This window comes from Nocardia sp. NBC_01377 (assembly GCF_045040005.1).
GTDB classification, from domain to species: Bacteria; Actinomycetota; Actinomycetes; order Mycobacteriales; family Mycobacteriaceae; genus Nocardia; species Nocardia noduli.
In genome coordinates, this window is sequence record NZ_CP109566.1 from 1,448,964 (window position 1) to 1,471,551 (window position 22,588).

General features: G+C 67.2%; 12 protein-coding genes. 2 read left to right on the plus strand and 10 right to left on the minus strand.

The features are described from left to right. Positions 1-249: 249 nt before the first annotated feature. The 10 genes from OG225_RS06780 to OG225_RS06825 form a co-directional block, all read right to left on the minus strand. A complete protein-coding gene (locus OG225_RS06780; protein WP_405180880.1) occupies positions 250-1,020 on the minus strand; it encodes a thioesterase II family protein in 771 nt (256 codons plus the stop codon). After that, positions 1,010-2,401 carry an MFS transporter gene (locus OG225_RS06785; protein ID WP_405180881.1) on the minus strand — a complete coding sequence of 464 codons (1,392 nt, stop codon included), beginning with the start codon at positions 2,399-2,401 and terminating at the stop codon, positions 1,010-1,012. Before OG225_RS06785 ends, OG225_RS06780 begins: the two co-directional genes overlap by 11 nt. Continuing rightward, a complete protein-coding gene (locus tag OG225_RS06790; protein WP_405183530.1) occupies positions 2,323-2,520 on the minus strand; it encodes a hypothetical protein in 198 nt (65 codons plus the stop codon). Before OG225_RS06790 ends, OG225_RS06785 begins: the two co-directional genes overlap by 79 nt. Before the next feature lie 505 nt (positions 2,521-3,025). Next, positions 3,026-4,564: an acyl-CoA carboxylase subunit beta gene (locus OG225_RS06795; protein WP_405180882.1), complete on the minus strand. Its 1,539-nt coding sequence runs from the start codon at positions 4,562-4,564 to the stop codon at positions 3,026-3,028. Positions 4,565-4,754: 190 nt separating this feature from the next. Continuing rightward, the gene (locus tag OG225_RS06800) at positions 4,755-6,005 is read right to left on the minus strand and encodes a beta-ketoacyl synthase N-terminal-like domain-containing protein (RefSeq protein WP_405180883.1); all 1,251 of its coding nucleotides are present in this window, start codon (positions 6,003-6,005) and stop codon (positions 4,755-4,757) included. Next, positions 5,986-6,231, minus strand: coding sequence for an acyl carrier protein (locus tag OG225_RS06805; protein ID WP_405180884.1), 246 nt, complete (start codon positions 6,229-6,231; stop codon positions 5,986-5,988). The genes OG225_RS06800 and OG225_RS06805 overlap by 20 nt, the downstream gene beginning before the upstream one ends. Positions 6,232-6,242: 11 nt before the next feature. Then, positions 6,243-7,034, minus strand: a complete 792-nt coding sequence (locus OG225_RS06810; RefSeq protein WP_405180885.1) for an enoyl-CoA hydratase/isomerase — start codon at positions 7,032-7,034, stop codon at positions 6,243-6,245. Continuing rightward, positions 7,022-8,284 carry a hydroxymethylglutaryl-CoA synthase family protein gene (locus OG225_RS06815; RefSeq protein ID WP_405180886.1) on the minus strand — a complete coding sequence of 421 codons (1,263 nt, stop codon included), beginning with the start codon at positions 8,282-8,284 and terminating at the stop codon, positions 7,022-7,024. The genes OG225_RS06810 and OG225_RS06815 overlap by 13 nt, the downstream gene beginning before the upstream one ends. 117 nt (positions 8,285-8,401) lie before the next feature. Beyond that, complete coding sequence (gene fabD, locus OG225_RS06820; protein ID WP_405180887.1) at positions 8,402-9,304, minus strand: ACP S-malonyltransferase; 903 nt, start codon at positions 9,302-9,304, stop codon at positions 8,402-8,404. Positions 9,305-9,557: 253 nt separating this feature from the next. Continuing rightward, entirely contained in the window at positions 9,558-10,541 is a 984-nt protein-coding gene (locus tag OG225_RS06825; RefSeq protein ID WP_405180888.1) for a patatin-like phospholipase family protein, read from the minus strand. 1,098 nt (positions 10,542-11,639) lie between these two features. On the opposite strand from OG225_RS06825, the gene OG225_RS06830 reads away from it, so the two are divergent. Both OG225_RS06830 and OG225_RS06835 read left to right on the plus strand, forming a co-directional pair. Then, positions 11,640-12,881, plus strand: coding sequence for a cytochrome P450 (locus OG225_RS06830; protein ID WP_405180889.1), 1,242 nt, complete (start codon positions 11,640-11,642; stop codon positions 12,879-12,881). 296 nt (positions 12,882-13,177) lie between these two features. After that, entirely contained in the window at positions 13,178-22,555 is a 9,378-nt protein-coding gene (locus tag OG225_RS06835) for a type I polyketide synthase (protein ID WP_405180890.1), read from the plus strand. The last annotated feature ends 33 nt before the right edge of the window (positions 22,556-22,588 follow it).

Sequence of the window (22,588 nt, forward strand, 5' to 3'; positions counted from 1 at the left end):
GGTTACGCCCCAACGGTGTTCTAGAAGCGATACCGCATGATCGGCGCGAGTTTATCGGGCCAGGATCCCCGGTCGAGCGGCAAACTGAGGTCCTGAGAGTCGCTGCGCTCGTGAGGATTTGGAACTTCGGATGTGGGCTCGGCGTCTTGTCGGCGTCGTATGAGGCGCCTCGTGGCAGGGGCTCGACGAGACGACCGCGTCGGGGCGATGGCCGGCGATGGTAAGCCGGACGCTGTGGGCGGATCGCGGCTACGAGCGGGCGGTGGAGTAGGTGCCGAAGTCGATTCCTTGCAGATCCTGGCTCAGTCGGTGAGCGACATCGGTGCGTAGCTCGTTGACGAAGAAATGGCCCCCGTCGAACGATCGGGTCGAGAACGTGCCTGTCGTGTACTTCTCCCACCCGGGAATATCGGCGGGTGGCGTCGCCGGATCACGATCTCCCCAGTAGGCCAGGACAGGGCATTCAAGCCTGTCCTCACCCGCGTGGCGGTAGCGTCCGACGGCCCTGTAGTCGGTGCGCAGGGGTGCCAGGATCATTTCGCGGACATCGGGTTCGCGTATCAGTGCCGCATCGATCGCGGACTGGGCGATCAGTGCGGCGATCATGTCGTCGTCGTTGAGGAGTTCGAGTCCGGCGGAGTGGTTGACATCGGGTGCAGCCCGTCCGGATACGACGAGCGCCGCGACGTCGTGGCGGCCGTCACGCGCATATCGCCTCGCGGTTTCGAAGGCTGCGATGGCTCCCATGCTGTGGCCGAAAAGGATCAGGGGTTCATCGAAGGCACGGGTGAGGGCGTCGTAGGCGTGGTCGGCGATGGCGGTGAGGTCTTCCAGTCCGGGTTCGGCCCGGCGTTCCTGTCGTCCCGGGTACTGGATCCCACTGATGCTCGCGGAGATGGACAGCAAGCGTGCGAGTGGTAGGTAGAAGTTCACCGAGCCGCCCGCGTGAGGAAAGAACACCAGTCGGGCAGCTGGTCCGGAGGCACCGATCATCGGGACGATCCAAGGCTCACGGTTCATTCATCTGCTCCACTCCATGCACGGTACAAATCACGATTTGTGTTTGTCCTGATCCGACGGCCGACGGCGGGTTCGGATGTCGTTTGCGATGACCCTCGGCGGCCAGTCTTGCTCGCGCTTCGCGACCCGGCAGCAGCTCAAGAGGTAGATCGGTGTATCTAGCGCCGCGGGGTTCGTCGGCGCGCAGTTTGCGAACACCCCCCGGCGCGCCACCGGAACATTGTATCAAAAGATGTTGCTCGGCAACATCTTTGAGCTCGGGCTCGGCTTCGTTCCCTCGGGGCGCGCACGGTCGACCTCTCAGTGTCCAGTGTGGTCGGGGTGGTCCAGCGACGGCCTTCGGCTCGCGATGTCGTGCGCCGGTCGTGTGGGCGCGGTGGCGGGCCGGTCGTGGGATCAAACGGCTGCGTCGTCGGCCGTGTCGGGCTTTGCCTCGTGGGTTCGGAGTCCGCCGACGGTGCGTAGTGGTACCTCCTTCCAGAACAGCACCAGAACGAACGCGATCAGGACTACGAGGGTGGACGCAAGGAACACCTTGTCTGTGGAGTTGGCGAAGCCCTCCTTGAACGGGTGGGCCAAAGTCGGGTCGAGCTGTTGGATGACCGAGCTGTCGGTGAGGACCTAATCCACGATCGCCGGGGCGGTGGTCTCCTTCGACAGGCCGAGAACGACGTTCTTGTCGACCGGGTCGGTGCCCTTCACAGCGTCGGTGGCGGCCTGTTGGTAGGTTGAATCGGACCTGACGGTCTCGAGTGAGGTGGTGATGTTCGTGGGCAGCAGCGTGAACAGCATCGACAGGAATACCGCCACCCCCGGTGTGCCGCCGATCTGTCGGGAGAAGGTCGCGGCCGCGGTAAACACGCCCATGTCGGTGGGCGGCAACGCGTTCTGCATCGCCAGGGTCAGTGGCTGCATCAGATTGCCCAGACCGAAGCCGGCGACGGCCATGAAGGCCATGACGATCCGCAGGTCGGTGTCGGCGGTGACGAAGTGCAGTAGGAACAGGCCGGCGGTGAGCCCCGAGATGCCCATCCAGCCGATGAGGCTCTCGGTGACGCAACGTTTGGGCAGTCGCAGCACGGCTGGTCACCACGGCCAGCGTGACCAGGCCGACGGGCACGTTCACCAGGAACACCCAGCGCCAGCTGGTGATGCCCAGGATCTGGTCGGTGCCGGAGAGGACACCGGCGTCGACCGGACCCACCACGCTCGAGGTGCCGAGCACGGCCAGGAAATAGCTTTGGTAGCGGGCACGTTCGCGGGCGGAGGCAATGTCGCCCACGATGGTCAGCGCCAGCGACATCAGGCCGCCCGCGCCCAGTCCCTGCAGTGCTCGGAAGACGGCCAGCTCGTACACGGAGGTCGCCAGGGAGCATGCCATGAACCGACCACGAAGATGGAGATGGCGGCCAGGTAGAACGGTTTGCGGCCGTACATGTCGGAGAGTTTGCCGTAGAGCGGTGTGGCCAGGGTCGAGGTAATCAGGTAGGCGGTGGTCACTCATGCCTGCGCCGAATAGCCGTGCAGCTCATCGGCGATGGTGCGGATCGAGGTCGAGACGATGGTCTGATCCAGGGCGCCAGCAGCATGCCCAGGAGCAGTCCGCTCATGATGACCAGGATCTGTTTGTGGGTGAAGCCGGCCGAATTGATCTCGGGTTCGGCCGCTTCGGCGTGTCCGCTCACGAGGTGTCCTCTGCGGGGTTCGTATTTGGGAGTGAGGGGCTGGGTGGATCGCGACCGGCGGCGGGCACGTGCCGACGGGGCGGCGTGTGGTCGTGGAGCTCGTGTCGGACCGCGGCGGCGGGTGTCCGGCCCAGCGCGAGTGCCGCCCGCCGACGCGGAGGTTCGCCAGGACGCGATCGAGGCCTTCGCGCCGATCGTGTCCGAGTCGACCGCTCGCGCGGCCGTCCTCGCGCGTGGGCGGGCAGGGTCGTGGGCGCCACGGTCGGAGGAGCCGTCGTGAGCGAGTGACCGGGGTCGTGCCCGGACCCGCGGGCCCAGCGCTACAGCGGCAGGACGGGGTGCTTGCGGGGGTTCGGCGGAAGGTCCTTGTATTTCAGGAGTTTCAGGGCCTTGCGGATTTCCAGTCGTGTGGTGCTGGGCTCGATGACCGCGTCGATGTAGCCGCTCTCCGCTGCGATCCAGGGCGTGGCCATGGTGGCGTTGTAGAAGTCGACCATCTCCTGGCGGATCGTCGCGCGTTGTTCCTCGGGGGCCGCGGCCAGCTGTCGTCGGCCCATGATGCCCACCGCGCTCTCGGCGCCCATCACCGCGATGCGCGCGGTGGGCCAGGCGAAGTTTAGGTCTGCGCCGAGCTGTTTGCAGCCCATGAGCGCGTAGGCGCCGCCGTAGGCTTTGCGGATGACCACGGTCACGATCGGGACAGTGGCGCCGGCCAGGGTGATCAGGAACCGGCCACCGCGTTTGATGACGCCGAGTTTCTCCTCTTCGACGCCGGGCAGCACGCCGGGGGTGTCGACGACGAAGATCAGGGGGATGTTGAAGGCGTCGCACAGCTGGATGAAGTGCGCTGCCTTGTCGCAGGCGCGTGCGTCGACCGCGCCTGCCATGACCAGTGGTTGGCTGGCGATCACGCCGACAGGTCTGCCGTCCACGCGCGAGAATCCGGTGATGATGTTCTGCGCGCGTTGGGCGGCGATCTCGTGGAATTCGCCGTCGTCGAAGATGCGCAGCAGGACGTCGTGCATGTCGTAGGAGGCGTTGTCGGAGTCCGGTATCAGCGTGTCGAGGGACCGGTCCGATTCGGTGGTCGTCGGCTCGAGGCCGGGGTTCACCACGGGAGGAGCGTCGAGAACGCTGGAGGGCATGTAGGACAGATAGTTTCGTACCCACAGGTAGGCCCCGGCCTCATCCTCGGCCACATGATGCAGGTTGCCGTACTCGGCTTGGTTGTAGGCGCCGCCGAGCTCGTCGATGTCGACTTCCTGGCCTGTGGCGTCGCGGATGACGTCGGGGCCGGTGACGAACATGTAGGAATCTCTGGTCGCGACGAGGACGTCGGTGTTGATGGGGGCATACACCGAGCCCGCGGCGCATTTGCCGAGCATGATCGAGATGCGGGGGACGAATCCCGACATAGGTTCGAGGGTGCGCCCCATGCGGGCGTACCAGGCCAGGGAGGTCGCCGCCTCCTGGATTCGCGCGCCGCCGGAGTCGTTGATTCCGATGAATGGCACCCGCATCTTGTGAGCGAGTTGCATCGCCTTTTCCACCTTGCGGCCGAAGATCTCACCGACGCTGCCGCCGTAGACGGTCTGGTCGTGGGACATGACCACGACCGGACGCCCGTCGATCCTGCCGTGGCCGGTCACAACGCCGTCGCCGTAGAGGGCGTTGTCACCGGGTTGTTTGGCCAGCGCGTCGAGTTCCATGAAGGTGCCCGGGTCGAGCAGCATCGCGATGCGTTCGCGGGCGCTCGGGATGCCTTTGTTGGCGCGTTTGAGTACGCCGACCTGGCCGGCCGGTTCTTTGGAGACTTCGAGTTTCTCGTGGAGTTGGGCGAGCTTTTCCGTCGTCGTCAACGAACTACTTTCTGTACTGGTGGCTGTGACAGCGGTGGTGCGGATGCGCGGTGTGTTCCCGGCCCGAACGGGGACTGGCGCCGGATCCGGTGCGTGCTGTGGGGAGTGGGGGTGGCGCGCGGCGTGCCGTGGTGGGATGTGGGTCGTTGGGGATTCAGGACAGCGGAGTGGGGAGCTCCTCGGTGGATGGTCAGGAATATCGTCGAAGGCAGATCGCCGAGCTGGTTCCGCCGAATCCGATGCTGAGGCTGACGGCGGTGTCGATGGGATCGGACACCGCTGCCTTCTCCACCCAGTTGAACGAGGTGTCGATCGGTTCGGACAGGTTACGCGTGGGATGGAGCCGCCGCTCTCTCATCTGCAAGACCGTCGCGATCACCTCGACCATGCCGGCGGCGGTGAGACCGTGTCCGGTGATCGATTTGGTCGCGTTGATCCGGGCGGAGGCGAGTCCGCAGTGTTGGAGAGCCTGGAGTTCGATTTCGTCGCCGATGACCGAGCCGGTGCCGTGAGGGTTGACGTAGTCGATCTCGTCGGCGTTGAGTTTCGCCTCCCGTAAGGCTGCCTGGATGACCGAGATCTCGCCTTCCAGCGAGGGGTTGGGGTTGCGGTTGCCGTCGACGGCGGTGCCCGCACCCAGGAACCGCGCGTACGGTGCATGATGGTGTCGGGTGCGGTCGCGTTCCACGACGATCGCGCCACATGCTTCGCCGTAGACGAATCCGTCACGGTGTCGGTCGAACGGTCGACATGCCGAGGAGGCGTCGTCTGCGTAGCGGTCCGAGCCCATCGCGCCCATGGCCCGGAATGCCAGGCATTCCCAGTAGGAGATGTCGCAGAGCGCTCCGACGGCGACGCAGGCGTCCACCAAACCGGACTGGACGGCGCGGATGGCTTGCAGGGCGGCGAGCAGGCCGCTGCCCGAGGCGCCACCGAGGGTGTAAGCGAAGCCGCGGATGGGATAGAGCTGCGTGCAGAACCCGCACAGGTCGGTGTCCATGAAGGTCATGCCGTAGGTGGGGCTCAGGAATTCGGGCGTGTCGGCGTAGCGGGCGTGCAACTGGGTCAGTTCCCGTTGCTGGAGGTTGGATCCGCCGACCACCAGGCCGATACGGTCGGGCGCGACCTCCGACAGGCGCGCGTCGTGCCAGGCTTCGTCGAGCGTGGTCAGCGCGACGCGCGAGGACAACGACGCCGCGCGCAGCACGCCCCGGCGGACGGTGGGAGGCATCGCCACCTCGGCGAGTTCGGCGCCGAGGAAGGGCGTGGCGGGGTGCCCCTTGCCGGTGGGGACCTGGCGGCCGGGGCGCCGCATGACCGAGAAGGCATGGTCGCCGTTGAGCAGGGCGGTGGTGAAGTCGGTCGTGCCCTGGCCGATCGCGGAGGTGACACCGACGCCGGTGATGACGATGTCGCCGGAGCTACTGGTGTGATTTGGCATGGATGGCGATGACAAGCTCGTCGAGGTTCTTCGCGCCCGCCAGTTCGACCAGTGGGATGCGCAGCGACAGCGATTCGAGGGTCAGCATGATGATCTCGGCTCGGTCGATCGAGTTGGCGCCGAGGTCGCGCAGCGAGTCGGTTCGCGAGAAGTCATGGTTCTCGAGTTCGGGGACGACTTCGCGGACGTTGCTGACAACGAGCTCGAAGATGTGTTGGTTCGACATGGTGATTGTTCCTAGTCTTGTTCCCAGGGATATTGTCCGAATTCCACGTAGCGTGCGATCGCGCGTCGGTTCTCGGGGTCGGTGAACGCCGCGATGTTGGTGTTGATGGCATGCGCGCGGGAGACGAGCAGGTGTGTGTCGAGGGTTCGGAGGTAGTTCTTGTGGCGGCGCAGACCGGCCTTGGGGAGGTACCGCAGCCGCAGCAGGTGTCGGGACAGCAGGGCCGCGCTGTCGTCGCCGTGGGCGTCGACGAGCTGCCACTGCGCGGCTTGGGCGGCGTCGATCGGACGCGTGGTCAGCGTCATGTGGTTGGCGCGGGCGAAGCCGATCTTCCGTTCGAGGAAGGGGAGCACGCACGCGGGTGTGAGACCGAACAGCAGCTCCGACAGGCCGAACACCGCTCTGGTTTCCGCGATCACAAGGTCGCAGGCGGCGACGAAACCCACGCCTCCGGCGTTGACCTTGCCGCGTACGTGGGCGATCGAGACGAACGATCCGAACGCCAACGCCAACCATAGGTCGTACAGGGCCGCGGCGTTCGACGGGTCGCGATCGTCGCCGTGACGGTTGTTCGCGGCCTTGACGGCGCGGAAGTCGGCGCCCGAGCAGAACACGTCAGGCAGGCCTTCCAGGATCAGTATCCTGGCGTGTTCCTCGCAGGCCCGAACGACCTCGGCGCATTCCTCGATCAGACGGGAGTCGATGGAATTTCCGGCGTCGGGCCGGTGGATCTGGAGGTGGCAGATCTCGTTGTCGAATCTGACTTTGACGGTGTCGTATCGCGGCGGGTTCAGGAGATCCATTCGTACTCCCGATGGAATTCGGTGATCCTCTTCAGGACCAGGCGTTTGGTATCGAGCGCGATCCGGGATCGGGGGACGATCGATTGATCGGGGACGAAATCACGGGTCCCGAATTTGACGTGGTGAGCGCCGGTGAAGAGCATCTCGTACTCGGGCAGGCTCAGCTCGCATCGCGCGTCGAGTTGTCGGGCGATGTCGAATGCGCGCACTCGGGTCTGGCTCTCGGGTCGAATCACGCCGCTGAAGAATTCCGAGCAGCAACCCGAACCGTAGGAGAAGCAGCCGATGCGCGCGGGGCCGCGCAGTTCGGCGTGGTCGATTGTGCTGGTGAGCGCCAGCAGCGTCGTCGCTCCCATGACGTTGCCGACGCGTCGGCAGTACCGCAGGCCCGGGTGCATCCGGCGTCGGAAGTCCGTTTCGATGTCCTCAGCGCTGGTCTTGGTCGTCTTGCGCATCAGGTTGCGGTGGGCCCCCTTGACCATGCCGGCGAAGGGGGTGTGGAAGGCGAGATAGTCGAAGCTCTTGGCGAACTCGATGTTGCGGACGCGTTCCTGGTAGGCGGCGAAGGCGTTCTCGCTGCAGTCCAGATACGACAGCAGCGACAGCTCGGCGTTGCCCGCTTCGCGGTCGGGCAGTGGACGGCAGGTGTCCATCACCTCGTGGCCGTAGTAGCCGCTGGCGCCGACGTCGATCTGGAAGACGTGCGGGGTGTCGCTGATCAACATGGCGACGGCGCCGGCGCCGCCGGTCGGTTCGGCGAACGACCAGTCGTGCGAGAGTGTCTGGCCGCCTTCGGCGAAGGCCAGGCGCGCAATGTCGGTCGCGATGACCAGGGCTTTCGCGCCGGGTGACGTTTGGGAGAGGACCATGTTCGCGGCCATCTGCAGTGCGGCGACGCCCGAGTAGCACGCGTTCTTCACCTCCAGGAGGCGACAATTGCGTTTGAGTCCGAGCAGGTCGTGGAAATAGGCGCTCATGGATTTGCTGAAGTCGAACGCGGATTCGGTGGCGGTGATCACCAGTTCGATCTTGTTTCGTTCGGCCGGGCTGAGGGCGTCGATCAAGGGTTTCGCCGCGGTCATTCCGTAGGTGATCGGATCTTCGTCGGGCAGGGCGACGGTCTTTTCCTTCATCAGAAGGTTGCGGAACCTCGCGTTGTCGAGTCCTCGATGTTCGGCGAGCTTGTCGACGTCGACATAGCAGGTGCCAGTGAACACGTTCAAGGCTTCAATTCCGACGGTGCGTGTCATCGGTTCTCCTCTGGCCGTCGAGCCGTAATGGCCCGTGGCCCGTGGTGGGCTGTGGTCGACATGGCGTCTGTCTCGGGGTTTTACGGTCATATCGGTGGCAGGTTGCCGGGGTGTCGATCATCGATCCGCCGGGGTGCTCGCGGCCGGCCGCGGGTCGCTCGTCCGGGCGGGTTCACGCGCCTCTCTTCGGATTTTTCGCACCAGCTTGGTGAGGGTGGTTCCCCACCCGATCTCTTCGAATTCCATTCCTGGATAGCGTGCGAGGTAGTCGATGGTCTCGGTCCACCGAACCGGGCTGGAGATCTGTCGCGTGAGAAGCTTTTTGATCGTGGTGCGCTGATAGGGTCGCGCGGTCACGTTCGAGATGACCGGAATGGTGGGTTCGGCCAGGGGGACGCGCTCGAGGAATTCCGCGAATTCGGCCCGAGCTTGGGCCATGTAGTGGGAATGGAACGCGCCGCTGGTCTTCAGTGGTACGAACAGGTGCAGTCCGTCGTGGAACGCCTGTCGTGCGGCCTCGATGTCCTCGGTTCGACCGGAGATCACTATCTGCGAAGGCGTGTTGTAGTTCGCGATATCGACGGCGGTGAGGTCCTCGCGCTCGAGGATGGACCGCACCTCGGTTTCCGAGGTGTTGAGGATGGCTGCCATCGCTCCGCCGGTGGCGCAGGCCATCAGTTTGCCCCGTCGTTTCACCAGCCGCAGGCCGGTTTCGAAGTCGAACGAGTTTGCGGCCAGAAGCGCGTTGAACTCGCCGAGACTGTGACCGGCGACGAAGTCCGGTTCGGGTCCCCGCTCGTCGAGCTTGTCCAGGTAGCACAGCGCGTTCACCACGTATAGCGCGGGCTGGGCGAACTCGGTGTCGTTGAGGCGGTCGTCGGGATCGTCGAGGCACAGCCTTCGTAGGGAGTAACCCAGGATCGAGTCCGCGATGTCGGTCAATGGTGCGAATCTGTCGAATAGATCGGCGCCCATTCCCTTCGTCTGGGATCCCTGGCCGGGAAAGATGAACGTTCTCATGCGGCACCCCCTGCGGTGGAATTCTGAAATTGGCCAGAATGGACGCTGGGTGGTGTCGTCGCGCGGCGTGCCAGCATTGTTCTCTAGCTGTTCGTGATAGCTGTGATGGATTCGGGTAGGCGAACCGGTTCGACGTGGCCGTGGTCCGGAATGCCCGACTGCGTGTTCAGCCTGCCGGCGGAGGGCGGGGTGAGGCCGTGGACCGACGGCGGTCGTACGGCGGTACCCGAGAAGCCCGCGATCGGGCGGGCGCCTAGCTTGTAGCGATCTGGGCCGCCTGCTTGGGCCGCGTCCAGACTCGTGGGTCGAGTCGCCCCGCCAACACGGTGGCCTGGCGGGCTCCCGCGGCGAAGGCCGAGTCCCAGACACTCAATGAGGTGCCGAACGCGTCGATCGCTGCTTGGTCGGCGCTGAAATGCACGACGGACTCGGCACCGAGATCATCGAGTTCGGCCTGGAGTTGTTCGCGTGGAAATCCGTTCGCCAGCGGGTCTATGACCAGTACCTCGCCCGCGGCGTCGGCGACATCGGCGCTGGTGAACGACCACAACCCGCCGTCGAGATAATGCCGGCCGTCGATCACGACGGGAGGGTATCGGCCAGGCAGGGCACGGCTGGCCGCGACCGCTTGCGCCATCGGCACGCCGCTGGCCGCGTCCAACACCCGACGCTGACCGGTCTCGGCGTCCACCGCCACGATCCGCAACGTGGTATCCGGCCATGCGTCGCCGCCGACGAGCGCCGCGATCTGGTCGATCTGGGCGGGCGAGGCCTGCCGTTCGGCCTTCGCATGCCGTCCCAGACGCCGTCGCGCCGCGGTGCGGTCACGCACGCGCCCCGACAATATGGCCAGCGACTCCGACATCAGCGTCAAATTCGTTGGCATCGGCGCTTCGGCGCCTCCGGGGAATCGTGACGCGACCGCGAGGACGTCGAGGTCACGTCCGGTCGCCAGCATCGCCCCGGCGAGCGCTCCTCCCGACGTGCCGACGATCAGCTCGGCATTGCCGAAATCTATTCCCAGCCGCTTGAGTTCGGCGACCAATCCAATCATCCACGCTGTCCCCGATGCCGCCCCACCCGCCAACACCACTGAACGTTGTATCGCGGTGTTAGAAAGATTTTCAGCACTGTAACTCCCCATGGCATCCCACCCTAGGTGATGGGTTCGGGACTGGCAACGCGACCGAACCGCGGGCGCCGGCGGACGCAAAACCGTTAGTGGCACAACGCACATCGCGCCGTCACAGGCATCGTCGACCTCGACCGATCGCCCTGTCGGATCGGGCGCGAGCGTTCTGTCACGGAGTCGCCGCCCGGCGGCGGACGGCGTGGCGGCTGGAAACAGCGTCCACGCCAAAGTGATTCGCGTGCCACCTCGTCGCGTGCCGCCGATACCAGCGCACGGCGCGCGCCCGTAGGTAGGGTCCTGGCGTCGCGTCGCCGTCGGTGAGGATCGGGTGATCAGTTCGAGTTGACAGATTTATGGCGCTGGACGATGCTGAGGATGCGCGGCACAAAGCTGTTGGAGCGCTGCGTAATTCGATAGTAATCACTTACCAGGGGGGGGAGCCTCGTGGTCCTGTATGTTCAGTTTCTTCGAGTGCCAGATTCTTCGCGCGATTGTCGAGTGCTGATGCTGTGACGGAGTCCAGCTCCTAGTCGTTCGACTCGCCGATGAGCCCATGGCCGCTTGTCGCCGTCGTCGGGTGAGGTGTTCGGGTGGGTGGCGTCGTCTTCGGCGTGAAGTAGATACCACCACGAGATGTCTCACGTTGAAACCGACGGCTGTGATAACGATTTCAGGCGCGAACGACACGATTCGGGCGCCGCGTGGACAACGGGTTCGGTGTCGGAACGGTGAATTCGTCATGTCGAGTACGGCTGCGCCGGCTCGATCCCGGTATGTGGCGTATTTCGTGGCATTCGGTCGATAAACGAAGGTCGGTAATTTCTCGTCGATGGCGGCGATACCGTCTCGGACAGCTCGGGTGAACACTCGACGTTCCGCGACGACCTCGAATCCGAGGCGTCAACCATCCGGGATTGGTGTGTCATACGTCGATGGGCCCGTGTTCCGATGATCGGGTATCGCGGCCGCGGAAAGTGGGCGCGACCGATCCTCGTCACGCTAAGTGCTCGTGTCATTCGCGCCTCGTGGCGTGGGGCGTCGATACATGAGCGAATTCCGTGTCTGAGCGCGGATTTGGACGCGCACGCGTGTCCTTATCGCGGCTCTGTTCCGATGACCGGGTTTCCGTGGTGGGAGTCCGTCGGGCGATCGCGCGTGAGGTTGTTCACGCGTCGGTATTTGTAGCTTTGGAGGCGAATAAGCATGATTACGAACGATCGGCAGGGCGGTGCGACCGCCTATCTCCGTTTGCTGGACCCGGCGGTGCGCGCCGATCCGTATCCCGTATTCGCCGACATCCGCGCCACCGGAGCATTCCGGGTGGCGAACTCACCGGTCGTCGTTTTGTCGAGGTATGAGGACTGCGCCGCGATGCTGCGGCATCCGGCCGCCAGCGTCGAGCGGGCACTGTCCACGCTGCCGCTCGAGACCCTTCCGGCCTACGACGGCCCGCCCGGTGCGCCGACCTCGGAGGCGGCACCGATGTTCCTGTTCCTCGACCCGCCCGACCACACGCGGTTGCGGCGACTGTCCACCAAGGCCTTCACTCCCCGTGTCGTAGCCCAGCTGCAGCCTCGCATCACCGAGATCGTCGACGCGCTGTTGGACACGGCGCTGGCCGCCGGCACCTCCGATGTCGTCGCCGACTTCGCCTACCCGCTGTCGGTGACCGTGATCTGCGAGTTGCTGGGCGTGCCGTTGGCCGACGAGGAACGGTTGGGCCACTGGTCGAGCATCGTCTCGCGCAGTCTCGACCCGGCCTCTCGCTTCGCCCCCCAGTTCCGGGTCGACCCGCGTGAACTGCAGCACGCAGCCGCGGACATGTATGCCTACTTCGAGGACCTCACCCGGATCCGACGCACGAGTCCGGGCAGCGACCTGCTCTCGGAACTGATCGCGGCCGAGGAAGCCGGTGACAAGCTCAGTCACAACGAGCTGATCTCGATCTGCGCGCTGCTGCTGATCGCCGGTCACGAGAACACCGCCAACCTGATCGCCAACGCGGTGTTGGCGCTGCTGCGAAACCGCGAGCACCTCGACGCGCTGCGGGCCGACCCCAACCTCGCCAACGCCGTGGTCGAGGAAACCCTGCGCTATGACCCACCCGGGCAGATGGTCGCGCGGATCGCCGCGGACGACCTGGAGATCGGTGGCATCGACATCCATCGCGGGGACATGGTCGTGTTGCTGTTCGCCGCCGCGCATCGTGACGGCTCGGCCTTCCCCGACCCTGACCGGTTCGACCCCACCCGCGCCAGCCGACATCTGGCCTTCGGTCTGGGCCCGCATTTCTGCCTCGGCGCCCCGTTGGCTCGCCTCGAGACCGCCATCGCGCTCAGGCGATTCGCCCAACGTATCGAGTCGCCGCGGCTGCGGGCCGATCCTCCGCCGTATCGACCTCACGTCAACCTGCGCGGCCCGGCGACCATGCTCCTCGAGATCTGAGCCGGCGACGATGTCGGCCCTGAGCGACCGTGCCTCGTGCTCGAAGGTTCGGTGCCGGAGTGCCCGGACCACAGAGCACGCGATCGCTGGGGACGACGGCGTGACGGACCGCGACCACGCGCCCGCGACGGTCGCCGCACCGCTCGAATCCGGTCACCGCGGCGTCGCGGGACCCCGGCGCGCCGGTGCCGCGGACACGGGCTTGGCCGAACCGATCGCCGATCACGACGGTGATCCACCCGGGGGTGCCTCCGACGCGTGTCGAACCTCGAAAACTGCGAGACAGAGGAATTTCCATGGTCGATTCGGCGCATGAGATCGCTATCGTCGGCATGGCGTGCCGATTGCCGGGCGCTGTCGATCTCGAGCAGTACTGGCGACTGCTGCGGGAGGGACGCGACGCGATCGGTGCCGCGCCCGCGGACCGGCCCGGGCTCAGTGAGCGGGCCGGATTTCTCGACTCGGCGACCGAGTTCGACGCAGACTTCTTCGGCGTGTCGCCGAAGGAGGCCAAAGCGATCGACCCGCAGCAGCTGCTCGGCCTCGAACTGAGCTGGGTCGCCCTCGAGGACGCGGGTTACGGCCATCTCGCCGGTACGAGTGCCGGGGTCTTCCTGGGCGCCAGCGGCACCGATTTCGCGGAACTGGTGGCCACGCGCGGTGTCGCGGGTATCGGGCGTCACACTTTGGCGGCGGTCGGACGTGGCGTGACCGCCAACCGGATCTCCAACCACTACGGCTTTACCGGCCCGAGCCTGGTAGTCGACAGCGGCCAGTCCTCGTCGCTGGTCGCGGTGCACCTGGCCTGTGAGGCGCTGCGCGGTGGGGAATGCGACCTCGCGTTGGCCGGTGGTGTGAACCTGATCCTTTCCGACCTGGGCGTACAGCGGATCCACCAGTTCGGCGCCGGTTCGGAATCGGGGGCCTGCCACACCTTCGATGACCGCGCCGACGGCATCGTGCGCGGGGAAGGCGGCGGTATCGTCGTCCTCAAGCCGCTGGCACGGGCACTGGCCGACGGTGACCGGATCTACGCGGTGGTCCGCGGCAGCGCAGTCAACAACGGCAACGCACGACAGGTACTGAGCGCGCCGAGCGCGCCCGCGCAAGCGGCCGTCATCCGCGCGGCGCTGGCCTCGGGCGCCCTCGAGGGTGCCTCGGTGCAGTACGTCGAGTTGCACGGGACCGGCACTCCGGCGGGTGACCCCGTGGAAGCGGATGGTCTGGGACAGACCTACGGCCTGGGCCGCGCGGCGGCGACGCCGCTGGCGGTGGGCTCGGTCAAGACCAACATCGGACACCTCGAAGGCGCGGCCGGTATCGCCGGTCTGATCAAGACCGCGTTGTGCCTGCGGCACGGCGAACTCGTCGCCAGCCTGAACTTCCGTCACCCGAACCCGCGAATTCCGTTGGCGGAACTGGGATTGCGCGTGGTGACCCGCACCGAGGACTGGCCGGTCGCGCCGGTACGCCGCGCCGGTGTGTCCGCCTTCGGTATGGGCGGCACCAACGCCCATGTCGTGCTCGAACAGGCTCCCGCGGCGGCGTCGAGCGCCGACGCGGACACCGATGAGCAGACGGTGGTGTCCTGGATAGTCTCCGCACGTGGTCGCGAGGCGTTGCGCGCGCAGGCCGCGCGACTACGGCGCTGGGTCCAGGAGAACCCGCGGGCACGCCCCGGGGAGGTGGCTCACGCGCTGCGGTTGCGCGCGCCGCTGGAATGGCGCGGCGCGGTCGTCGGTCGCGAGCTCGGCGAGCTGAGCGCCGGACTCGACGCGCTCGCCGGGGCCGCCGAGCGCGGTGAGTCCGGCGAGTCGAGCGTGGTGTTCGCCCGCGGGACCGAACGCACCGTCGCGTTGGTGTTCCCGGGACAAGGCAGTCAATGGCTCGGCATGGCCGCGCAGATGCTCGACGCCGGCGGCGTATTCGCCGAATCGGTGGCCGAGTGCCAGGCGGCTTTGGACCCGTATCTGGACTGGTCGCTGCTCGACGTGCTGCGCGGAGTGTCCGGCGCGGCATCGCTGGAACGTGTCGACGTCGTACAGCCGGCACTGTTCGCGGTGATGGTGTCGTTGGCGCGACACTGGTGCGCGCACGGAGTGCACCCGAGCGTGGTCATCGGGCATTCGCAGGGCGAGCTCGCTGCGGCCGTGGCGATCGGGGCGCTCTCGGTCGAGGACGGCGCACGCGTGATCGCGCTGCGGTCCCAGGCCGGTGCCGAACTGCTGGTGCAACTCGGAGGAATGGCTGCGGTCGGTTTGTCGGCCGAGGCGGTGGCGACACGGTTGACGCCTTTCGGCGATCGACTGTCGCTCGCGGCGGTCAACGGCCCCACCCAGGTGGTGGTCTCCGGCGAGAACGCGGCCCTCGACGAGTTCGTGTCGCGGTGCGCGGGCGAGGGCGTTTGGGCCCGGCGCGTACCGGCGACCTGGCCGGGCCACTCGAAGCTGGTCGAGCGCATCCGCGACCGACTGCTGGCCGAGCTGGCTTCGATCCGTCCGCGCTCGAGCGAAATCCCGTTCTTCTCCACGGTGCACGCCGATTACATCGATACCGCGCGGTTGGACGCCGACTACTGGTACCGGTCGCTGCGCGAGCCCGTGCGCTTCGCCGAGTCGATCGAGACCCTGCTGCGGGACGGCGTGACAGGATTCATCGAGGTCAGCCCGCACCCGGTGGTGTCACCGGCGATGCAGCAGACCGCCGAGTCGATCGGCTTAGCCGACCGGGTGGCGGTGATTGGCACCCTGCATCGCGAGCACGGGGGACCACGACAGTTCCTGGCCTCGCTCGTGCGCGCGCACTGCCTCGGTATCGCGGTCGATCTGCCGGTCGCGGCCACCGCACGCCGACTCGATCTGCCCACCTACGCCTTCCAACGGCAGCGGGCGTGGACCCCGGATTCGGCGCAGGCGGCGACCGGAGATCTGCGTGGCGCCGGATTGATCCATCCCGACCACCCGATCCTGGGCGCGGCGGTGTTGATGGCCGATCGCGATGAATGGCTGTTCACCGGGCGTCTGACGCTCGGGCGGCACCCGTGGCTCGCCGAGCATCGATTGTTCGGCACCCCCGTCGTCCCGGTGGCGGTGTGGCTCGAGGTGGCGTTGGCCGTCGGCGACCGCGTCGGTGCCCCGACGGTGGCCGACCTGCGCGTCGACGCACCGGCACCCACCCACGCGCAGGTGTTGGTGACCCAACTCAGTGTCGCCGTTCCCGATGGCGACGGGCACCGGACGTTCTCGATCCATGTTCGCGCCGCCGACGACTCCGAGGACGCCGAGGAGGCGGGGTGGGTGCGCTGCGCCCACGGCGTGCTCGCACCGGCGACCGATAGCGCGCCAGCGCCGGTGGGCCCGTGGCCCCCCCCGGCTGACCCGGTGCCCGTCGAGGCGCTGTATAACCGGTTGGCCGAACGCGGCCTTGACCACGGGATCGCGTTTCAGGGCGTCACCGCGGCCTGGCGGCGCGGGCACGAGGTCTTCGCCGAGGTCTCCCTCGACGAGACGACGGTCGACTCGGCACACCGATTCGGTATCCATCCAGCCCTGCTGGACGCGCTCACCCACGCCGCCCTTGACGCGTTCGGCCACGCTGAGGACCGGATCTCGACGCCGTCGAGGGCGAGCGAGGTTCGTCTGCACCGCCCGGGCACCACCGCCGTGCGGGTACGTATCGCCCGGGTCGACGCGGACGTTGTCCGGGTCTCGGCCGAGGACACCGACGGCGCGCCCGTGTTGTCGATTCGATCGATGCTGCTGGCCCCGGTCGACCCGCCCGCAAGCGAGAAGCTCGATTCCCTCGCCGCGACCAGTGGCGCACGCGTGAACTCTCATGCCCCCCGTACGCGACGTGCGCTCGCGACGGGTCCACTGGCTCCGCGCCTGCTCGCGGCACCGGAATCCACGCGTGAGGCGTTGATCCTGAGCGTCGTGCTCGGCGAGGCCGCCGCGGTGCTGGGCCACGACAGCGCTGACGCGATCGACCCGGATCAACCGTTCACCGCGTTCGGGTTCGACTCGCTCAGTGGCCTGCGACTACGCGATAGGCTGGTCACCGCGACTGGCCTGGAATTGCCGGGCACGCTGATGTTCGACCACCCCACCCCCGCCGCGGTGGCCCGGCTGGTGCGTTCGCGACTCGAGGGCCTGCTCGGTGGCTCGACCCGCGCGATGGGACGCACCCGCTCCGAGGAGCCCATCGCGATCGTCGGTATCGGCTGCCGGTTCCCCGGCGGAGTCGACTCGGCCGAGGATCTGTGGGACCTGCTGGCAGCCGGTACCGACGCCATCACCGCGTTCCCCGCCGACCGCGGCTGGGACCTAGATCGACTGTTCGACCCGGACCCCGACACACCGGGCACCGTCTACACGCGTGAAGGCGGATTCCTCACCGACGCAGCCGGTTTCGACGCCGGATTCTTCGAGATCGGTCCGCGCGAGGCCGCCGCGATGGACCCCCAGCAGCGGTTGATCCTGGAGACTTCCTGGGAGGCGTTGGAGCACGCGGGAATCGACCCGGCCTCGCTGCGTGACAGCGACGCGGGCGTGTACGTCGGCGCCTGCGCCTCGGGCTATTCGCGCGCGGTCACCGGTGAGTACGAACCGTTCCGGTTGACCGGCACCTCCCACAGCGTGATCTCCGGTCGTATCGCCTACGTTCTGGGACTGCAGGGCCCCGCGGTGACCGTCGACACGGCTTGCTCGTCGTCGCTGGTCGCCCTGCACCTGGCTTGCCAGGCGCTCCGTCAGGGTGAGACCTCCCTCGCGCTGGCCGGTGGCGTGAGCGTCTCGGCCGGACCCGGGCTTTATGTCGACTTCGCCCGCCAGCGTGGCCTGGCCGCCGACGGTCGCAGCAAGGCCTTCGCCGCCGCCGCCGACGGCGTCACCTGGTCCGAGGGCGTCGGCGTGCTGGTCGTCGAGCGACTCTCCGATGCCCGACGACTCGGCCACCCGGTGTTGGCGGTGGTGCTTGGCAGCGCGATCAATCAAGACGGCGCGAGCAACGGGTTGACCGCGCCCAACGGCCCGTCACAGGAACGGGTGATCGCCCAGGCGCTGGCCAATGCCGGCCTGGAACCCTCCGACGTGGACGCGGTCGAAGCGCACGGCACCGGAACGACCCTGGGCGATCCGATCGAAGCCCAAGCACTGATCGCCGCCTACGGAGACGACCGCGCACACCCGCTGCGCATCGGCTCGCTCAAGTCCAACATCGGTCACGCCGTCGCGGCCGCCGGTGTCGGCGGCGTCATCAAGATGGTGCAAGCGCTGCGCCACGAGACCCTGCCCCGCACCCTGCACGCAGATGTCGCGACACCCCACGTGGACTGGTCGGCCGGCCGCGTCGAACTGCTCACCCAGCCCCAGCCCTGGCCAGCCGGTGAGCGCCCTCGGCGCGCCGGAATCTCCTCCTTCGGCATCAGCGGCACCAACGCGCATCTCATCCTCGAGGAATCACCCCCGACACCGCTCGTCGAGGCCACGACCGCGCAGCGCGACACCCTCGGGGACGCGAGTACGAGAGAGCCGGTCGCGGGATCTACTACGGTGCCCTGGGTGCTCTCGGCGCGCAGCCCGCAGGCACTCGCCGAGCAAGCGGCACGATTGGCGCGCTGGCCGAGCCAGGCCGCGACCGACGTGGGATGGTCGCTGGTCACGACGCGGTCGCTGTTCGCGCATCGCGCGGTGGTCTTCGGCGCCGATCGGCGAGGCCTGGTGGCCGGATTGGAGGCGGTGGCCTCGGGTGAGCACGGCGACAACGTCGTCACCGGATCGGCCGCTCGGGGGCGTTTGGCGGTGATGTTTGCCGGGCAGGGCACCCAGCGCGCCGGGATGGGCGCTGGTCTGTACCGGGCGTTTCCGGTCTTCGCCGCGGCGTTCGACGCGATCTGCGACGAATTCGACCCTCACCTCGGGCGATCGCTGCGCGAGGTCGTCTTCACCGATCCCGACGCTCTGCTGAACCGGACCGAATGGACGCAGCCGGCGTTGTTCGCCGTCGAGGTCGCCGCGTTCGCGCTGCTGCGGTCCTGGGGCGTGATGCCCGACGTGGTGTTCGGACACTCGGTCGGTGAGGTCGCCGCCGCGCACGTCGCGGGAGTGTTGTCGCTGCCGGACGCGTGCGCCCTGGTCGCCGCCCGTGGCCGGTTGATGGCGGAGTTGCCCACAGGCGGGGCGATGGTGGCGGTCGCCGCCTCCGAAGAAGAGGTCATCGACCTGCTGTCCGGACGGGAATCGCTGGTAGGGATCGCCGCGGTCAACGGCCCAGAGTCGGTGGTGGTCTCCGGAGCCGCCGAGGCGGTCGAGCAGGTCGTCGAACACTTGCGAGTGCGCGGGCGGCGCGTCAAACCGCTACGCGTTTCCCACGCCTTCCACTCCCCGTTGATGGAACCGATGATGGACCGGTTCCAGCGGGTGGTCGAGCGACTGGAGTTCGCCCCCGCCCAGCTGTCGGTGATCTCCACAGTTAGCGGGCACGCCGGTGGACAGGCGTGGAGCACGCCGCACTACTGGGTCGAGCACCTGCGCCGATCGGTGCGGTTCGCCGACGCCATCGCCACCGTCACCGCCCAGGGGGCGACCACCTTCCTCGAGGTGGGCCCGGACACGGTCCTCGCGGCGATGACCGCGGACTGCCTGCCCGACCAGAGCCATACCGCGATATCGCTGTCACGTATCGACCAGGACGCATCTGATCAGTTCCGCACCGCGCTGGCGCGGTTGTTCACCCGGGGGATCGAGGTGGACTGGCGGCAGGCGTTCGCCGCGACCGGCGCGCAGCGGGTCGATCTGCCCACCTACGCGTTCCAACACGAACGATTCTGGTTGGTGCCCTCGCCGACCACCGCCGACGCCGCGGCGGTGGGTGCGGGGACATCGAGCCATCCGCTGGCGGGAGCCGTGACGGAAATGTTCGACGGGGGAGTGCTGATGACCGGCCGATTGGGGTTGGACACCCATCCCTGGCTGGCCGATCATACGGTCGGGGGCACCGTGTTGCTGCCGGGCACCGCGTTCGTGGAGCTCGTGGTCTCGGCCGCGGACCGTCTCGGGTGCGATCAGATCGATGAACTGACTCTGACGGCGCCGTTGGTGATCCCCGAGCAGGGCGCGGTGCAAATCCAGGTCGTGGTCTCCCAACCCGACCGGATGGGCCGGTGCGAGGTCTCGGTGCATTCTCGGCCCGAAACCGACACGAGCACCCCCCCGACATGGACCGAGCATGCCGCCGGCATGGCGCGTGCGGTCGCTGAGCACAGGCAGCCGATCACCGAGCTGGTGACGTGGCCACCGGTCGGCGCGATCGAGGTGGACCTCAGCGGTGTCTACACCCGCATCGCCGCCGACGGGTTCGGCTACGGTCCCGGTTTCCAGGGATTGCGCCAGCTATGGCGCCGCGGCGAGGAAACCTTCGCCGAGGTCGTCCTGCCCGCCGACCTCGCCGAGGACCTCGACTCCTACGTGCTGCACCCCGCGTTGTTCGACGCGGCCCTGCACGCGATGCTGCCCGCGGTGTCCGGTCACCCGCGTCCGAGCGAGCTGCCGTTCTCCTGGATCGGAGTGCGCATTCACGCCTCGGGCGCGTCGCGGTTGCGAGCGCGACTGGCACCGACCGCCAGCGGAGCGATGTCGGTGTCGCTGGCCGACACCGAGGGCACGCCGGTGGCGACGGTCGAGGCACTGTTAACCAGGCCGATCTCGCCCGATGCGCTGCGCGCGGCGGGCCGACCAGGACACGACTCGCTGTTCCGGCTCGACTGGATTCGTCTCGCCACCACCCACCCCACGACCACGCTCGAGGATTGGGCCCTGCTCACCGCCTCGACGACCACCGGGGTCGATGAGACGACGATCGAGGAATCGCTCAAGGCGGACGTGGGGCGGGTGTGCGCTGACCTGGCGTCCCTGCGAGAACTCCTCGACAGCGGCGAGGCGGTGCCACCGGTGGTGATCGCGGCCTCGCTGTCTGTGGATCCCGAGCCGATCGCCGACACCCATCGACGCAGTGCCGAAGCCCTGGCACTGGTCCAGACATGGCTCGACGACGACCAGTTCGTCGACTCACGACTGATGCTGCTCACCTGTGGCGCCACCGGAGATGTCCCCACCGATCTTGCCGGTGCCGCCGTATGGGGGCTGCTGCGCACCGCGCAGACCGAGAACCCGGGACGATTCCTGCTCGTCGACATCGACGAACATCCCTCCTCGCGCCTGCTGGCCGCACTGGCTGACCTCGACGAACCCGAACTGGCGCTACGCGGCGGCGAGGTCTGGGCACCGCGGCTGGCCCGACTGCCGCTCCCCCTCGCCGGCCGGAGCGACGACGCGTCGGCCGGTGCGTCCTTCGATCCGGACGCCACGGTGTTGATCACCGGAGCGAGCGGGACACTGGCCGGTCTCGTGGCGCGGCATCTGGTGGACGAACACGGCGTGCGACACCTGCTGCTGGTCAGCCGTCGCGGCTCCCACGCCCCCGAATCGGTGCTGCTGCAACAGCAGCTGCAAGCTCGCGGCGCGCGGGTGGATCTCACCGCCTGCGATGTCAGCGACCGCGCGCAGCTCGCCGCTTTGCTGGGGTCTCTGCCCCGACACAACCCGCTGCGAGCGGTGATCCATACCGCCGGTGTCGTCGAGGACAGCACCGTCACCGCGATGAGTCCAGACCAGCTCGAACGGGTCCTGACACCGAAGGTCGACGCCGCCTGGCACCTGCACGAGCTCACCAAGGCGCTCGACCTGACCGCCTTCGTCGTCTACTCCTCGGTGTCGGGCGTGCTCGGGTCGGCAGGCCAAGCCAACTACGCGGCCGCCAACTCCTTCCTCGACGCATTGGCCCTTCATCGTGCCGGGCTGGGACTCCCTGCCACGTCACTGGCGTGGGGCCTGTGGGAGCAGACCAGCGGACTCACCGCTCATCTGGGCCAGATCGGCATCCGCCGCATGGCCCGCACCGGCATCGTCCCCCTCGCCTCGGACGCCGCGATGGAACTGTTCGACTCGGTCCTCGCCGGTGACCCCCATCCGGTCGTGATGCCGGTACGGATCGACACTCGAGGGTGGGCGGATACTCCCGACGTCGTGCCGACGGTATTGCGTGGCCTCGCACGAAGCCCGGGGCATCGCCCCATCGCGGCGCTCACGCAACACCGCGGGCTGCACGAACGGCTCGCCGACCTCACCGCCGCGCAACGACACGGCGAGGTTCTGGGACTGGTCGTCGCTGAGGTCGGGTCGGTGCTGGGATACCCGCCCGGGCGGGCGATCCCACCCGAGCAGCCATTCAAGGAGTTGGGATATGACTCGCTGGCGGCGGTCGAACTGCGTAACCGACTCAAGGCCGCGACCGGAGTGTCTCTGTCGGCCAGTGTCGTGTTCGACTACCCCACCGCCGCCACACTGGCCACCCATCTGCTCGAGCACCTGGGCGACACGGATGACTCGGAATTCGACGTCGATCAGATGCTGATCAAACAAATCGGCCTGTTGGAAAGCATCGTCGCGGACGAGAGATTCGGTAACCACGGCAACAAGGCGATGGAAACGCGCTTGGAACGAGTACTCGCGAATATGCGAGGCCGTGCCTCGACGCAAGCCGACCACATGCAGGAGAGCTTGATAATCGACAGTTCCATCGAAGATCTCTTCGATCTCATCGACGACGATTTTCGATAATTGGACGCATTGACGAATTAGGGCTGGGGATCG

Excerpts from the sequence above, each read along its gene's own strand:
- OG225_RS06780 (WP_405180880.1), bottom strand. The coding sequence starts at position 1,020 with ATGAACCGTGAGCCTTGGATCGTCCCGATGATCGGTGCCTCCGGACCA.
- OG225_RS06785 (WP_405180881.1), bottom strand. The coding sequence starts at position 2,401 with ATGGCATGCTCCCTGGCGACCTCCGTGTACGAGCTGGCCGTCTTCCGA.
- OG225_RS06800 (WP_405180883.1), bottom strand. The coding sequence starts at position 6,005 with ATGCCAAATCACACCAGTAGCTCCGGCGACATCGTCATCACCGGCGTC.
- OG225_RS06805 (WP_405180884.1), bottom strand. The coding sequence starts at position 6,231 with ATGTCGAACCAACACATCTTCGAGCTCGTTGTCAGCAACGTCCGCGAA.
- OG225_RS06810 (WP_405180885.1), bottom strand. The coding sequence starts at position 7,034 with ATGGATCTCCTGAACCCGCCGCGATACGACACCGTCAAAGTCAGATTC.
- OG225_RS06815 (WP_405180886.1), bottom strand. The coding sequence starts at position 8,284 with ATGACACGCACCGTCGGAATTGAAGCCTTGAACGTGTTCACTGGCACC.
- fabD (WP_405180887.1), bottom strand. The coding sequence starts at position 9,304 with ATGAGAACGTTCATCTTTCCCGGCCAGGGATCCCAGACGAAGGGAATG.
- OG225_RS06825 (WP_405180888.1), bottom strand. The coding sequence starts at position 10,541 with ATGTGCGTTGTGCCACTAACGGTTTTGCGTCCGCCGGCGCCCGCGGTT.
- OG225_RS06830 (WP_405180889.1), top strand. The coding sequence starts at position 11,640 with ATGATTACGAACGATCGGCAGGGCGGTGCGACCGCCTATCTCCGTTTG.
- OG225_RS06835 (WP_405180890.1), top strand. The coding sequence starts at position 13,178 with ATGGTCGATTCGGCGCATGAGATCGCTATCGTCGGCATGGCGTGCCGA.